The organism is Agreia bicolorata (assembly GCF_000938265.1).
In the GTDB taxonomy this organism is placed as follows: Bacteria; Actinomycetota; Actinomycetes; order Actinomycetales; family Microbacteriaceae; genus Agreia; species Agreia bicolorata.
The window spans coordinates 647323-661021 of the sequence record NZ_JYFC01000001.1 but is presented as its reverse complement, the minus strand read 5'-3'; the positions used below and the strand labels follow the sequence as shown (position 1 = coordinate 661021).

The 13699-nt window shown below is 66.8% G+C and carries 14 protein-coding genes; 12 read left to right on the top strand and 2 right to left on the bottom strand.

Annotated elements, in window-relative coordinates; translation table 11 throughout:
• The first annotated feature begins 17 nt into the window (after nt 1–17).
• The 8 genes from TZ00_RS03085 to TZ00_RS03050 all read left to right on the top strand — a co-directional run bounded on the left by TZ00_RS03085 (nt 18) and on the right by TZ00_RS03050 (nt 7641).
• The gene (locus tag TZ00_RS03085; protein WP_044439099.1) at nt 18–1757 is read left to right on the top strand and encodes a dihydroxyacetone kinase family protein; all 1740 of its coding nucleotides are present in this window, start codon (nt 18–20) and stop codon (nt 1755–1757) included.
• The gene (locus tag TZ00_RS03080; protein WP_044439097.1) at nt 1754–2224 is read left to right on the top strand and encodes a ribose-5-phosphate isomerase; all 471 of its coding nucleotides are present in this window, start codon (nt 1754–1756) and stop codon (nt 2222–2224) included. The genes TZ00_RS03085 and TZ00_RS03080 overlap by 4 nt, the downstream gene beginning before the upstream one ends.
• Nucleotides 2224–2970, top strand: coding sequence for a triose-phosphate isomerase family protein (locus TZ00_RS03075; protein WP_044439095.1), 747 nt, complete (start codon nt 2224–2226; stop codon nt 2968–2970). The genes TZ00_RS03080 and TZ00_RS03075 overlap by 1 nt, the downstream gene beginning before the upstream one ends.
• Entirely contained in the window at nt 2967–3767 is an 801-nt protein-coding gene (locus TZ00_RS03070) for a sugar phosphate isomerase/epimerase family protein (protein WP_044439094.1), read from the top strand. Before TZ00_RS03075 ends, TZ00_RS03070 begins: the two co-directional genes overlap by 4 nt.
• On the top strand, nt 3757–4614 hold the full coding sequence (locus TZ00_RS03065; protein WP_044439092.1) for a phosphogluconate dehydrogenase C-terminal domain-containing protein: 858 nt from the start codon (nt 3757–3759) through the stop codon (nt 4612–4614). Before TZ00_RS03070 ends, TZ00_RS03065 begins: the two co-directional genes overlap by 11 nt.
• Nucleotides 4615–4723: 109 nt before the next feature.
• Nucleotides 4724–5515, top strand: a complete 792-nt coding sequence (locus tag TZ00_RS03060; RefSeq protein WP_044439091.1) for a siderophore-interacting protein — start codon at nt 4724–4726, stop codon at nt 5513–5515.
• A 41-nt stretch (nt 5516–5556) separates the two neighbouring features.
• Complete coding sequence (locus tag TZ00_RS03055; RefSeq protein ID WP_139368812.1) at nt 5557–6078, top strand: hypothetical protein; 522 nt, start codon at nt 5557–5559, stop codon at nt 6076–6078.
• A gap of 261 nt (nt 6079–6339) precedes the next feature.
• Nucleotides 6340–7641, top strand: a complete 1302-nt coding sequence (locus TZ00_RS03050; RefSeq protein WP_052521228.1) for an HNH endonuclease signature motif containing protein — start codon at nt 6340–6342, stop codon at nt 7639–7641.
• Between the two features lie 239 nt (nt 7642–7880).
• Here TZ00_RS03050 and TZ00_RS03045 read toward each other — a convergent pair whose 3' ends face one another.
• Nucleotides 7881–8690: a LysM peptidoglycan-binding domain-containing protein gene (locus TZ00_RS03045; RefSeq protein ID WP_044439088.1), complete on the bottom strand. Its 810-nt coding sequence runs from the start codon at nt 8688–8690 to the stop codon at nt 7881–7883.
• Between the two features lie 144 nt (nt 8691–8834).
• On the opposite strand from TZ00_RS03045, the gene glmU reads away from it, so the two are divergent.
• The 3 genes from glmU to TZ00_RS03030 are packed head-to-tail and all read left to right on the top strand — an operon-like array spanning nt 8835 to nt 11553.
• Nucleotides 8835–10292 carry a bifunctional UDP-N-acetylglucosamine diphosphorylase/glucosamine-1-phosphate N-acetyltransferase GlmU gene (gene glmU, locus TZ00_RS03040; RefSeq protein WP_044439087.1) on the top strand — a complete coding sequence of 486 codons (1458 nt, stop codon included), beginning with the start codon at nt 8835–8837 and terminating at the stop codon, nt 10290–10292.
• A 1-nt stretch (nt 10293) separates the two neighbouring features.
• Nucleotides 10294–11271 carry a ribose-phosphate diphosphokinase gene (locus TZ00_RS03035; protein ID WP_044439086.1) on the top strand — a complete coding sequence of 326 codons (978 nt, stop codon included), beginning with the start codon at nt 10294–10296 and terminating at the stop codon, nt 11269–11271.
• A gap of 27 nt (nt 11272–11298) precedes the next feature.
• Nucleotides 11299–11553, top strand: coding sequence for a mycoredoxin (locus tag TZ00_RS03030; RefSeq protein ID WP_044439084.1), 255 nt, complete (start codon nt 11299–11301; stop codon nt 11551–11553).
• Here TZ00_RS03030 and TZ00_RS03025 read toward each other — a convergent pair.
• Nucleotides 11550–11918: a hypothetical protein gene (locus TZ00_RS03025; RefSeq protein WP_044439082.1), complete on the bottom strand. Its 369-nt coding sequence runs from the start codon at nt 11916–11918 to the stop codon at nt 11550–11552. The two genes, TZ00_RS03030 and TZ00_RS03025, sit on opposite strands and share 4 nt — an antisense overlap.
• 120 nt (nt 11919–12038) lie before the next feature.
• Here TZ00_RS03025 and TZ00_RS03020 point away from each other — a divergent pair, with 120 nt between their 5' ends.
• Nucleotides 12039–13688 carry an amidohydrolase gene (locus tag TZ00_RS03020; protein ID WP_202965812.1) on the top strand — a complete coding sequence of 550 codons (1650 nt, stop codon included), beginning with the start codon at nt 12039–12041 and terminating at the stop codon, nt 13686–13688.
• The last annotated feature ends 11 nt before the right edge of the window (nt 13689–13699 follow it).

The window sequence follows — 13699 nt, the reverse complement described above, 5'->3', positions numbered from 1 at the left end:
ATCCCAGGAGCTCTCAGATGACTCGCCTCTTCAACGATCCGACCGAATTCGCCGATGAAATGATCGACGGCTTCGTCGCTGCCAACTCCAATCAGGTTCGTCGAGTCGCTGGCGGCGTGGTGCGCAGCACGCGCACTCCAAACGGCACCGTCGCCCTCGTCATCGGAGGCGGCTCGGGCCACTACCCGGCGTTCGGTGGCATCGTCGGGCAAGGGCTTGCCCACGGCGCGGCCATGGGCAATCTGTTCGCGTCGCCCTCGGCCCAGCAGGTCGAGTCGGTCGCAACCGCCGCGAATCGCGGGGGAGGGGTGCTGCTCAGCTACGGCAACTACGCCGGAGACGTGCTGCACTTCACCCAGGCCGAGCAGAAACTGAACGCGGCGGGCATTCCGACACGCACCGTGGTCGTGACCGACGACATTTCATCGGCTCCCATCGCCGAGAAGCACAAACGACGCGGCATCGCCGGCGACTTCACCGTGTTCAAGGCGGCCGCTGCGGCCGCAGAGGAGGGATACCCGCTCGACGAGGTCGTGCGCGTCGCCGAGCTGGCGAACGAGCGTACTCGCTCCGTCGGCGTGGCCTTCTCCGGCTGCACACTGCCGGGTGCTGACGCGCCCCTCTTCACGGTTCCCCAAGGTCGTATGGCCGTGGGAATGGGCATCCATGGCGAGCCGGGCATCGACGAGACCGACGTACCCACGGCCGACGAACTCGCACGCCTTTTTGTCGATTCGCTTCTCGCCGAGCTGCCCGACGGCATCCTCTCGCCCGAGGGCCAGCGGGTGGGCGTGATCCTCAACGGTCTCGGGTCGGTGAAGTACGAGGAGCTGTTCGTCGTCTACCGCAGCATCGCCGCTCTGCTTCAGAACGCCGGCCTCGAGATCGTCGACCCCGAAGTGGGTGAGCTCGTCACCAGCTTCGACATGGCGGGTGCCTCGCTCACGCTGTTCTGGCTCGACGACGAACTCGAACGCTTCTGGCGCGCCCCGGCAGACACTCCCGCCTACCGCAAGGGTTCAGTCGGTTCCGTGCAGCAGCTCGACCCGAGCGAGGTTGAAGCAGCCGAGGCGCTCGTGATCCCCGAGGCCGACGATGCGTCGAAAGAGACTGCCGCAGTCGTTGCCCGAGCGATCGAGGCGATCGCGAGGGTCGTCGACGAGAACGTCGACGAGCTGGGCCGCATTGATGCGGTGGCCGGCGACGGCGATCACGGCATCGGGATGCAGCGGGGCGCGCGGGCCGCATCGGCCGCGGCATCCGAGGCGCTCGCCCTGGGAGCCGGGGCCCATACCCTGCTCGAGCTGTCGGCGAACGCCTGGGCCAACAAGGCCGGCGGCACGTCGGGAGCGCTCTGGGGCGTCGCCCTGTCGGCGGTCGGCGACGCGCTGGGTGACGAGGGCAGACCGGCGGCCGAGTCGGTGTGCGTCGGAGTCACGGCCGCGGTCGACGGCATCATGTCGTTCGGCAAGGCCGAGGTGGGTGACAAGACGATGGTCGACGCTCTCGTGCCCTTCCGCGACACTCTCGCCCGAGAGATCGGCGGGGGAGCCGCCTTGGCGGATGCGTGGAAGAGCGCGGCCGACGCGGCGACGGCAGCCGCGGCGGCAACGGCCGATCTGCTTCCTCGTATGGGCCGCGCGCGTCCGCACGCGGAGAAGAGCCTCGGCACTGTAGACGCCGGCGCCTACTCGTTCGGCCTCATCGTGCAATCCATCGCCGCCGTCCTGGCCGGCACCATTGAAGGAGAGAAATGACTGACAAGCTTCGCATCGTCATCGGCTGCGATGACGCGGGATTCGACTACAAGGAGATCCTGAAGAAGGATCTCGAGGCGAGTGACCTCGTCGAGAGCGTCACCGACATCGGCGTCGACGCCCACGGCCACACCGCCTATCCCAAGATCGGTGTCGCGGCCGGCGAGCTCGTCGCGGCCGGCGAGGCCGACCGTGCGCTGCTCTTCTGCGGCACGGGAATCGGTGTCGCAATGGCCGCCGGCAAGGTCGCGGGAATCCGCGCATCCGTCGCCCATGACAGCTTCTCGGTCGAGCGACTGATCCTCTCGAACAACGCCCAGGTGCTCACCATGGGCCAGCGCGTCATCGGAATCGAGCTCGCCCGCCGCCTCGTCCGCGAGTGGCTGACCTACCGCTTCGACGACTCCAGCGCGAGCGCCGAGAAGGTCGCCGTGCTCTCGGAGTACGAGGCCACGGGCTCCTGCTGATGACCTCCCCCACCCTCGTCGGCGTGAGCCTGAAGATGTACTTCGGGCACGCGCAGACTCTCGACTGGATCTCGAAGGTCGGTGAACTTGCGCGCCGCCATCCGGCTGTGCAGGACGGCTCGGTCGAGGTCTTCGTCATTCCGGGCTTCGTGTCGCTCGCTGCGAGCGTCGGTGTTCTCGAGGGCACACCCGTGCTCGTCGGCGCGCAGGACCTGGCGACGGAGGATGCGGGAGCGTTCACCGGCGAGGTCAGCGGCGTCGAGCTCGCCGAGGTCGGCGCCCGCGTCGTCGAGGTGGGTCACGCAGAGCGCCGCGCCCTGTTCGGTGAGACCGACGAGATCGTGGCGAAGAAGACCTCCGCTGCTCTCCGCAACGGTCTCGCCCCCGTGCTGTGCGTGGGCGAGAAGACGCGCTCGACTCCCGAGGATGCCGCCACGGAGTGTCTGCGCCAGCTCGACTCGGCGCTCGACGGCGCACCCGCGGGCCGCGTCATCGTCGCCTACGAACCCGTCTGGGCGATCGGTGCTGCTGAGCCCGCGGCGCCCGCCTACGTGCGGTCCGTCTGTGCGCGGCTGCACGCCGCCGTCGCGGATCGCCCGAACAGCGCCGTGATCTACGGCGGCAGCGCCGGCCCCGGCCTGCTGGCCGAGCTCGGCGGCGAGGTCGACGGCATCTTCCTCGGCCGATTCGCCCACGACACGGATGCGTTGGGTCGCGTTCTCGACGAAGCGGCGGCCCGAGCGTGATCGGCCTCGGCTCGTACGCCTTCTTCTGGCAGCACTCGGAACTCGCGCCGCGTCGGCTCGACGCCTTCGACATGCTCCGCCGCTCGGCGGAGCTGGACGTCGAGCTGTTCCAGTTCTGCGACTACGCACCGATCGAAGACCTGAGTCGCGACGAGGTCTCACGCCTTGCCGACCTCGCCCGCGAGCTCGGGATCACCCTCGAGCTCGGCACGAAGGGCGTGACTCCCGACCACCTCGAGACGTATCTCGACCTCGCGACCCGGCTCGACGCATCCGTGGTGCGCAGCATGCTCTTCTCGCCCACGTCGCGACCCACTCTCGTCGAGGCCGAAGCGCAGCTGCGGCAGGTTCTCGACGCCTACGGCGATGCCGGGGTCGACCTGGCCCTCGAGACCTACGAGCAGGTCTCGTCGACCGACCTGGTCTCGCTCGTCGAGCAGGTCGCGCATTCCCGGCTGGGCATATGCCTCGACCCGGCGAACAGCGTGGCCGCGCTCGAGAACCCGCGAGACGTGATCGCCCGCACGGCGCCCTACGTCAAGAACATCCATGTGAAGGACTTCGCCTTCACCCGGCGCGGCGGCTGGGTGGGCTTCACTCTGGAGGGCGCCCCGCTCGGCACGGGCCTCCTCGACTACGACTACCTGCTCGAGACCGTGCGCCCGAACGAGCGCGGCATCAACCAGGTGATCGAACACTGGCTTCCCCTGCACGACACGATCGACCAGACAGTGCAGCTGGAGAACGACTGGAACGACCACAACCTCGCATATCTAAGGAGCAAGAATGTCTACTGACAACCTCACCATCGCCGTCATCGGCGCGGGCGGCAAGATGGGCATGCGCGTGTCCAACAACCTCGTCAAGACCGACTACACCGTGTACTACAGCGAGGTCTCGCCCGCAGGACAGGAGCGCGTCACGGCGACCGGCCGCGTGCTCACCGACACCCCGACGGCTGTCAAGGACGCCGATGTCGTGGTGCTCGCTGTTCCCGACCTTGCACTGAAGGCCGTGTCGGCCGACGTGGTTCCACAGATGAAGAGCGGCGCCGTAGTGCTCACCCTCGACCCCGCTGCCGCCTACGCGGGTCTGCTCACCCGTCGCGACGACGTGATCGAAGCCGTGACGCACCCGTGCCACCCGTCGATCTTCGTCGAGCGCCACACGCCCGAGGAGTACGCCGACACCTTCGGCGGAATCGCCGCGCTGCAGGATGCGATCGCCGCGATCGAGAGCGACGACGAGTCGAAGAAGGCCCAGGTCGAGCAGGTCGTGCGCGCGATTTTCGCGCCGGTCGGCGACGTGCACTGGACAACGGTCAAGCAGCTCGCCCAGCTCGAGCCCACCCTGGTCGAGACCATCGCCTGCATGATCGGTGCGCTGCTTAAGGAGTCGCTCGACGAGGCCGTGAACACGATGGGCGTCCCCGAGCCCGCGGCCCGCGCCATCCTGCTCGGCCACACGCAGGTCGCCCTGGCGAACACGCTCAAGGGCGACAACCCGTTCAGCGACGCCTGCCTCATCGCCATGGACTACGGTCGCGGCGCCATCATCAAGGAGGACTGGAAGAAGGTCTTCACCGATGAGGAGCTCGACAAGAACCTCGCGAAGATGCTGCACCTCGACAAGATCGAGCGCTAGACAGTCGGGCTCAGGGAACGGATATCGTTCCCTGAGCCTGTCGAAGGGGGCGCGCCTCCTTCTCTCGTTGTTAGGCTTACCTAAGTTCTTTTCTAGGTTAGGTCGTTCTATGTCCACCACTGCTCCCGCCGCCGGTGCCCGCAAGCCGCGCGTCCAAATCATGCTCTCCGTCGTCCGCACCGAGAGGCTGTCGCCACACCTCGTGCGGATCGTTCTCGGGGGAGCCGGTTTCGACGAGTTCGAGAGCAACGACAAGACCGACAAGTACGTGAAGATGCTGTTCACCGATATCGACGGACACCAGGTCACCCGCACCTACACCGTGCGCGAGGTGAACTCGGCAGACAAGACGATCTCGATCGACTTCGTGGTGCACGGAGACGAGGGTCTCGCGGGGCCTTGGGCTGCCGCCGCGAAGCCGGGCGATGTCGCCAGCGTCTCCGGCCCCGGCGGGGGCTACGCGCCCGATCCCACCGCCGACTGGCATCTGCTCGCCGGCGACGAGTCGGCGCTTCCCGCGATCGCGTCGGCTCTGGATGCCCTTCCCGCCACCGCGCGGGGCGTCGCGTTCATCGAGACCTACGCCGACGCCGATGTGCTCGACCTTCGGGCGCCCGCGGGCGTCGAGGTTCGCTGGCTCCTGCGCGGCGACCGCGCGGCGGGGGAGACGACGCTTCTGGCCGATGCCGTGGCGCAATATTCCTGGCTCCCGGGGCGCGTTCACGTATTCGCCCACGGAGAGCGCGGCGCCATGAAGCAGTTGCGCGACGTGTTCAAGCATCGCGGAGTCACGCGCACGCAGCTGTCGCTCTCGGGCTACTGGGCGTTCGGGCGCACCGAGGATCGGTTCCAGGCCGAGAAACGTGAACCCGTCGGCGTGATCGAGCCCGTCTCTGATTGACAGTGCGTGACGATCGGCACAGCGGCGTGCAGAATGAACTCATGACCCACGCCTCGCGCCGACCGCGATTCGCTCTTCTTTCTCTCACGGTGGTGCTGGGCCTCACGGCCTGCGTTCCCGCACCGGCTCCTGCGCCGACCGTTACGGTCACTCAGAGCGCTCCCGCCGTCACGGTGACGCCGACGCCTGCGCCGACTCCCACGCCGACTCCTGTCGCCGAGCCGGAACCTGCGCCCTCACCGGAGCCGCCGGCGCCGCCGGTTCCACCGAACGCCATGGGCGGGCAGACCGACGGCGGCAACACAGCTACGACGCCCTTGGTCAGCGACTCGGGATCGCAGCCGTTCGCCACGGGCACTGCGGTGCCTGTCAGCGACTACGAGTACACGTACACGGTGGCCAACCAAGATCAGGTGCTGGCCATCGCGTCACGGTTCAACCTGCAGGTCGATGACGTGGTCAGGGTGAACTTCCGTTGCTCGGACTACCTCGAGGTGCAGCCTGGCGATGTGCTCGATATTCGCTGGCCTCTCGACTCCGAGCAGATCGGCGGCGGCTGCTGACGCGAGTTGCCCGGCGCCACCCGCGCTGGTCGAGTGGCGGTCGCGAGACTGCGCCGATCGAGTAGCGGTCGCGAGGAACGAGCACCGCGTATCGAGACCCCGTTCCCTCGTTCCCTGAGCCTGTCGAGGGGCTCGCCGACGAGGCCACATCCACTCCTCCACAGTGCCATAGTTCCCCCACTTATCCACAGCCGTTTTGCCTGATCAAGTATTGAATGCTAACTCGGAGTCAATGTCGGTGGTCACTGTTTGACTTCTCGTATGTCAAACACCATCCCGCTCCTCGAGCCTGACCCGTACACGGTCGCACTCGATCAGGTCGCCGCCCTTGACACGCAGATAGCCCGCCTGTCTGCGGTCAGGGCCAGACGCGTCACCGAGGCTGCCCGCCGCCTCCACCGGCAAGCCCCGGTCGACATGTCCACCGCCGGGCCCGTGTGGTCATCGGCCCGGGTCGAGAGGATCGAGCTCGTCACCGAACTCGCGCTCCTGACTCGCCGCACCGAACACCGCACCGCCACCTTGGTCGATACCAGCACCGCCCTCGTCGACCGGCTTCCCGCGACTCTGGCCGCGGTTTCCTCGGGGCGACTGTCGTGGGAGCACGCCGAGGTCATCGTGAAGCATGCCGAAGGCCTCGAGGGTGACGCCCTGGCTACGTACGACACGAGGCTCGCTTCCCTGGCTGTTGAGGTGAATCCTCGACAACTGGAGAAGAAGGCCCGTCAAGAGGTCGAGCTCGCCCAACCATCCACTGCCGTGGAACGAGCAGAGAAAGCTGCCGCGACGCGGCGCATCTATGTCGATCCGGCAGCGGATGGCATGGCCTCCCTCACCCTGTTCGCCCCGGCACCGGAGATCCACGCCATCGCAGACCGCGCCGTCCGCCTCGCCGCCGGACTCAAGACTGCAGGTGACCCGCGGAGCATGGGACACCTCAAGGTCGACGTCCTCACCGACCTGCTCCTCAACGGGGAACCATCCATCCCCGGCGCCACCCGGGGTATTCGCGGCAGGGTGCACGTCATGGTTCCCGCGATGACGTTGCTGGGTGTGGGTGAAGAGGCGGCGATCCTCCGCGGCTACGGCCCCATCGACCCCGCCACCGCCGCCCAACTCACCGCCGACGCCACATCGTGGCGGCGCATCCTCACCGACCCCATCACGGGACGCATCCTCAACACCGACCCCAGGGACTACCGCCCCACGGCAGCGATGATCGACCATGCCAGGCTGGTGCACCCGGAATGCGTGTTCCCGGGCTGCACGGTCCCCGCGGAGCAGGCAGACATGGACCACACCGAAGACCACGCCTACGGCGGAGACACCATCCCAGAAAACCTGGCACCCCTGAGCGCGGGTCACCACCGGGTGAAGCACCACACCAGGTGGGAGTTCGTTCAGAACGGAGACGACACCCTCACAGCGACCTCACCCGCCGGACACGTCTACACGATCCGGCCCGAAGGACGCATGCAAGCCGCACCCCAAGCCCTCATGAAGGCAGCAGCAGCCGTAGCCGCGACGACAATGGAGGAGGACCTCGCCGACTGCCCCTTCTAACCACCACGACACCCGGGGTCTCGATACGACCGCAAGCGGCCCCCCCTGAGCCTGTCGAAGGGCGACCCACACGACCAACTCAGGAATGCGCGCCGATCGAGCAGCGGCGCGAGGAACGAGCATCGCACATCGAGATCGCCCCGGAGCCCTTTCGGAATGCTCGCACGGGCACGCTCCGGGCTTTCGCGCGCCCCGCCCGCCCCCGGAGCGTCCGAGCACCGGGTGAATGCCGGCCGACGTCAGCGGTTAGAGCGCGACAGGTTGAGTACCTCGCCCGTGAATGCGTGCGCGTCCTCGGGGTTCGGCGACCGCCTCGGATTGAGGTAGAAGAGGTCGTCGAGAGCGATGCCGAAGCGTTCAGCCACGGCCGCGAGGGTGTCTCCCTGGGCGACGGTGTACGAGAGCGGATCGCCGCCGTCGAGAGTCACGACGCCCATGGCTCCGGTCGCCGGTCCCTCATCGACCACGTCGAGCCCCGGTCGCATGTCGGGGGTATTCCATGCCAGCGGGGCATGCGAGACGATCGGAATGGGGCAGGCCTTGTCTGGGGCTCCGCCGGCGGCAGCGCGGGTCACGACCACTTCTCGGATGAACGAGAGGTCGCCCTGGCCGATGCCGTCGCTGCCGCCGATCGGGAAGACCAGTTCGGCGGCGGGATCGTGGCCCGCATCCGCCTGCCCGAGACCGAATCGCCAATCGGAATCGAGGCACTGTTCATCGGGCTGTAGCGCATCGGCCGTGAGGGTGAACTGCACGGCGGTGCCGTCGCTCACGACGAGATCGTTGACGACGAGTTCGAAGACTCCCGTGTCGTTCACCCGTAGGGCGACCGAGCCCGTGACGGCACCCGTGACGGCGCCGGTGTCGACGAAAGCGCCGGTCGCGGCGGTGGTGCCGGGGGCGAGCACGGGCCGGGTGTTGTCAGTGGCCGCGCCGTCTTGCGACCCGCTCGCCGACGGGCTCGGCGTAGGTGTGCCCGCGTCTGCCGAGCATCCGGCCAGAAGTAGCACGCCGAGCGTCATGGCCAATGGCCCCCATCCTCGCGTCATAGCGCAAGTATGCCGTGCGCAGGCTGCAGGTGCACCGCTCGCGTGCAGCATCGGCGAGCCCGCTGCCGGTATCGTTGAGGCGACGCAAACCGCACCGCGGTCGACGATGGACGCCGTGCCGCAGCCAGAAACCGGAGCAGAGCATTGACCGATTCCCACCTGGCCATCGTGATCCTGGCGGCAGGCCAGGGCACGCGAATGAAGTCCGCCACTCCCAAGCTGCTGCACACGCTCGCGGGCATCCCGATCGTGAGCCACGTGCTCGCGACGGCGCGTGAGATGGATGCCGCGTACACGGTCGCCGTCGTACGTCACGAACGCGACCAGCTCGCCGAGGTCATCGACGAGCAGCTGCCCGGAGGCATGATCGTCGATCAAGACGAGATTCCGGGAACCGGCCGCGCGGTCGAGCAGGCCGTCGCGGCGCTGCCTTCCGACTTCACCGGCGAGGTGCTCGTCGTCAACGGCGACGTGCCCCTGCTCGATGCGGCCACACTCACCGCGCTGATCGAATCGCACCGGGCAGGCGCATCCTCGGCCACCCTTCTCTCCGCCTTTCTCGACGACGCCACCGGCTACGGACGCATCGTGCGCGACGGCGACGGCCGCCTCGAGCGCATCGTCGAGCACCGCGATGCATCGGAGTCCGAACTCGCGATCGCCGAGATCAACGCGGGCGTCTACCTGTTCGGGCTCTCCGAGCTGCGCGACACGCTCGCCTCGCTCGACACGCAGAACTCCCAGGGAGAGAAATACCTCACCGACGTGGTGGGTCTGCTTCGAGCGGCAGGTTCTGAGGTCGCAGCGGTTCCGGTCTCGGAACCCTGGCTGGTCGAGGGAATCAACGACCGCGCCCAGCTGAGCGTCGCGGCGGCCAAACTCAACGCACTTATCGTGCGCGGATGGCAGCTCGCGGGCGTCACGGTGCAAGACCCGGCCACCACCTGGATCGATCTCAAGGCGACCATCGCCAACGACGTCGAGATCCTCCCCGGCTCGCAGATCCGTGGGGCTACGGTGATCGCGACCGGCGCCGTCATCGGCCCCGATACGACGCTCGTCGACTGTGAAATCGGCGAGGGTGCCGTGGTCAAACGAACGGATGCGACCCTGTCGGTCATCGGTGCCGGTGCCAGCGTCGGCCCCTTCGCTTATCTGCGCCCGAACTCGATCCTCGAGGCCGGCGGCAAGATCGGCACGTTCGTCGAGACGAAGAACTCCACGATCGGTGCCGGCAGCAAGGTTCCGCACCTCTCGTACATAGGCGACACCACGGTCGGGGTTGCATCCAATGTCGGCGCCGGAACCATCACGGCCAACTATGACGGTGTCAACAAGAACAAGACGATCGTCGGTTCGCATGTGCGCACGGGATCGCACAACGTGTTCGTCGCCCCCGTTAGAATTGGCGACGGAGCCTACACGGGTGCCGGAACGGTCGTTCGCAAGGACGTGCCCGCCGGAGCCTTGGCCATCAACGTTGCTCCGCAGCGCAACCTCGAGGGGTGGGTCGCCACCAATCGACCGGGAACCGCCGCGGCGATCGCTGCCGACCAGAGTGCATCAGAACCGAAGAGTGCATCAGAACAGAGTGGAGACTAATTTGTCGGACATCACCTCCACCGGGGAGAAGCGCCTTCTGGTTGCATCCGGTCGTGCACACCCGCAGCTGGCCATCGACGTCGCTGCGGCGCTCGGAACCGACCTGCTCCCCACCGATGCGCGTACATTCGCCAACGGTGAGCTCTACGTGCGCTACGACGACAGCGTGCGCGGTGCGGACGTCTTCGTCATCCAGTCGCACACGGCGCCGATCAATGAGTGGCTCATGGAGCAGCTCATCATGGTCGATGCACTGAAGCGCGCGTCGGCCAAGCGCATCACCGTCGTCGCTCCGTTCTATCCCTACGCGCGCCAAGACAAGAAGGGCCGCGGGCGCGAGCCGATCTCGGCCCGCCTTGTCGCCGATCTCTTCAAGGCAGCCGGCGCCGACCGCATCATGTCGGTCGATCTGCACGCCGCGCAGATCCAAGGATTCTTCGACGGGCCCGTCGACCATCTTTTCGCAATGCCCGTGCTTCTCGCCCACATGCGCACCGAGCTCGACCCCTCGATGCTCACCGTGGTGTCGCCCGACATGGGTCGCGTGCGTGTCGCCGACATCTGGAGCGACAAGCTCGGAGTGCCACTGGCGATCATCCACAAGCGTCGCGACCCGCTCGTTCCCAACCAGGTCTCCGTGCACGAGATCGTGGGTGACGTCAGCGGCCGGGTCTGCCTGCTCGTCGATGACCTGATCGATACCGGTCGAACCATTGTGGCTGCATCTGAAGCGCTGAAGAAGGCGGGTGCTTTGAGCGTCGTCGTCGCGGCGACCCACGCTGTGTTCTCCGACCCGGCCACCGAGATCCTGCAGTCCGACTTCATCGACTCCGTCGTGGTCACAGACACTCTTCCGCTGCCGGTCGAGAAGCGATTCGACAAGCTCACGATCCTGCCGATCGCTCCGCTGATCGCGCGCGCCATCCACGAGGTCTTCGAAGACGGCTCTGTGACGAGCATGTTCGACGGGGATGCCTGATCGTTTTTCGAGCGTAGGCTCGTAGGCATGGACTACATTCCCGAAGCCGGCACCATCACCATGTTCTCCACGACCTGGTGCGGCTACTGCTCACGGCTCAAAAGCCAGCTCGACAAGCAGGGCATCGGCTATACCGAGGTCAATATCGAAGAGGTCGACGGAACCGCCGAGTTGGTGGCGTCGCTGAACGGCGGAAATCAGACGGTTCCGACGGTGATCTTCCCCGACGGTACAAGCGCGACCAACCCCTCCGCTCACGAGGTCGTCACGCGGCTGGGCTAGGTCGGCTGCCCTGGCTCAGGCCGGGTGGGAATCGAGGGAAACAGGCCGAGCGGTGCGACGTTGCGGTCGCCGCCGTACGCGCCGACCGTGTAGCACTGCCAGCCGAGGCCGCCCTTTCCGAATAACTCGAAGTGAGCCGACGATCCCTGCGTCGAGGGGTCTTGGTACGGGGCGATGATCGCGCACGCGCGCTCCGCTGTGGCATGGCTGAAGCTCGCCGTCGTGAGAATTCCGGGCAGCACGAGGCAGATGAGTCCGACGATCACGACGATGCGCATCGCGCGGCGCATGCGCACGCTACGCAGAGGCCGTTCGCCGTGTGGAACGTAGCCGGAGAGCTCTGGTTCGTCTGAGTAGGAGGACATGTGTCGTCTAGTCTCTCACTCGGTTGCGCAGCCTGCGGATACAGGTTGTAAACACTTCATTACGGCACTGATTCCGTCGCTATGAGTGAGTTATGCTCTGGATATCGGAGGGCTCCACAAGTGACAGCACAGGCAGACATTGTCTTCGAGAACGGCTCGGTGTTCGACGGCAGGCGGTTGCTTCCCGCATCGACACGAGTGGCCGTCTCGGGTAACAGCATTGTCGGAGTGGCGTCAGATATCGACGCCCTGATCGGCGCTGGCACCCGAACGGTTGATCTCGAAGGAGGCCTCCTTCTGCCGGGCTTCACCGACGCCCACGTCCACCCCATCGAGGGTGGACTCGAACGGATGCGCTGTGATCTGTCGCCGGCGTCGACGCGAGACGAATATCTCTCCATCATCCGCTCCTACGCCGAGGCCAATCCCGACCTGCCCTGGATTCTGGGCGGGGGATGGCAGCTCGCGGCGTTCCCCGGGGACGTGCCGCAGGCATCCGACCTCGACACCGTAGTGGGCGCACGACCGGTGTTCCTTGCGAGCCGCGATCACCACGCCGCCTGGGTGTCGACCCGGGCGCTCGAGCTCGCCGCAATCGACAGGAACACGCCCGATCCGGCGGACGGCCGCATCGAGCGGCACGCCGACGGATCTCCGAGCGGCGTATTGCAGGAGGGTGCCAGGCTCCTCGTCTCCCGTTTTGTGCCCGAGGACACGGACGAGGACAACTATTCGGCTCTTCTGACGGCCCAGCACTACCTGCACTCGGTCGGTGTCACCGGCTGGCAGGACGCCATCGTGGGCGACTACGGCAACCACAGCGACACCGGCGACGTGTACCTGCGCGCCGCGAAGAACGGAGACCTCACCGCCCGCGTCGTGGCGGCGCTCTGGTGGGATCGCAACAGAGGCGCCGAACAGATTGCCGAGCTCGTCGCGCGACGCGATCAGCTCGCGCACGAACGTTTCACGGCGTCAAGCATCAAGATCATGCAGGACGGCATTCCCGAGAACCAGACGGCAGCCATGATCGACCCGTATGTCGTGCCGGCCGGATGCCGATGCGGCGCAGACGGGCTCGGGTCGGGGCTGTCGTTCGTCGACCCTGCTGTGCTCGGCGACTATGTCGCTGCACTCGACGCGCTCGCCTTCCAGGTTCACTTCCACGCTATTGGCGATCGCGCCGTGCGTGAGGCTCTGGATGCGTTCGCCGAGGCGCGCAGGCGCAACGGGCCGAGCGTCAACCGGCACCACATCGCCCACGTGCAGGTGGTTCATCCGCATGACATCCCTCGCTTCGCCGAGTTCGACATCACCGCGAACCTGCAGACGCTGTGGGCGAGCTTCGAGCCGCAGATGGTCGAGCTCAATCTGCCGGTGCTCGGAGACGAGCGTGCGGCGTGGCAGTATCCGTTCGCCGATCTGGCGGATGCGGGTGCACACCTCGCATCCGGCAGCGACTGGCCCGTGACGACGCCCGATCCCTGGGCAGCCCTGCACGTCGCGGTCAACCGCACGCTTCCGCCCGACGACGCCGACTACACGCCCCAGGCCTTCTATCCCGCCCAGGCGCTCACCCTCGAGCAGGCACTCGCGTCGTACACGTCGGGGTCAGCGCGCATCAATGGCCACGACGTCGGCGGACGCGTAGCCGAGGGATTCGACGCTGACCTGGTTGTCGTCGACCGTGACCCCTTCGCCTCGCCCGCCGAACTCATCTCCGAGACCCGCACCCGCGAGACCTGGGTGCGGGGCCGCCAGGTTTTCTAGACCCGTCATCA

Excerpts from the sequence above, each read along its gene's own strand:
- TZ00_RS03085 (WP_044439099.1), top strand. The coding sequence starts at position 18 with ATGACTCGCCTCTTCAACGATCCGACCGAATTCGCCGATGAAATGATC.
- TZ00_RS03080 (WP_044439097.1), top strand. The coding sequence starts at position 1,754 with ATGACTGACAAGCTTCGCATCGTCATCGGCTGCGATGACGCGGGATTC.
- TZ00_RS03075 (WP_044439095.1), top strand. The coding sequence starts at position 2,224 with ATGACCTCCCCCACCCTCGTCGGCGTGAGCCTGAAGATGTACTTCGGG.
- TZ00_RS03065 (WP_044439092.1), top strand. The coding sequence starts at position 3,757 with ATGTCTACTGACAACCTCACCATCGCCGTCATCGGCGCGGGCGGCAAG.
- TZ00_RS03060 (WP_044439091.1), top strand. The coding sequence starts at position 4,724 with ATGTCCACCACTGCTCCCGCCGCCGGTGCCCGCAAGCCGCGCGTCCAA.
- TZ00_RS03055 (WP_139368812.1), top strand. The coding sequence starts at position 5,557 with ATGACCCACGCCTCGCGCCGACCGCGATTCGCTCTTCTTTCTCTCACG.
- TZ00_RS03050 (WP_052521228.1), top strand. The coding sequence starts at position 6,340 with ATGTCAAACACCATCCCGCTCCTCGAGCCTGACCCGTACACGGTCGCA.
- TZ00_RS03045 (WP_044439088.1), bottom strand. The coding sequence starts at position 8,690 with ATGACGCGAGGATGGGGGCCATTGGCCATGACGCTCGGCGTGCTACTT.
- TZ00_RS03030 (WP_044439084.1), top strand. The coding sequence starts at position 11,299 with ATGGACTACATTCCCGAAGCCGGCACCATCACCATGTTCTCCACGACC.
- TZ00_RS03025 (WP_044439082.1), bottom strand. The coding sequence starts at position 11,918 with ATGTCCTCCTACTCAGACGAACCAGAGCTCTCCGGCTACGTTCCACAC.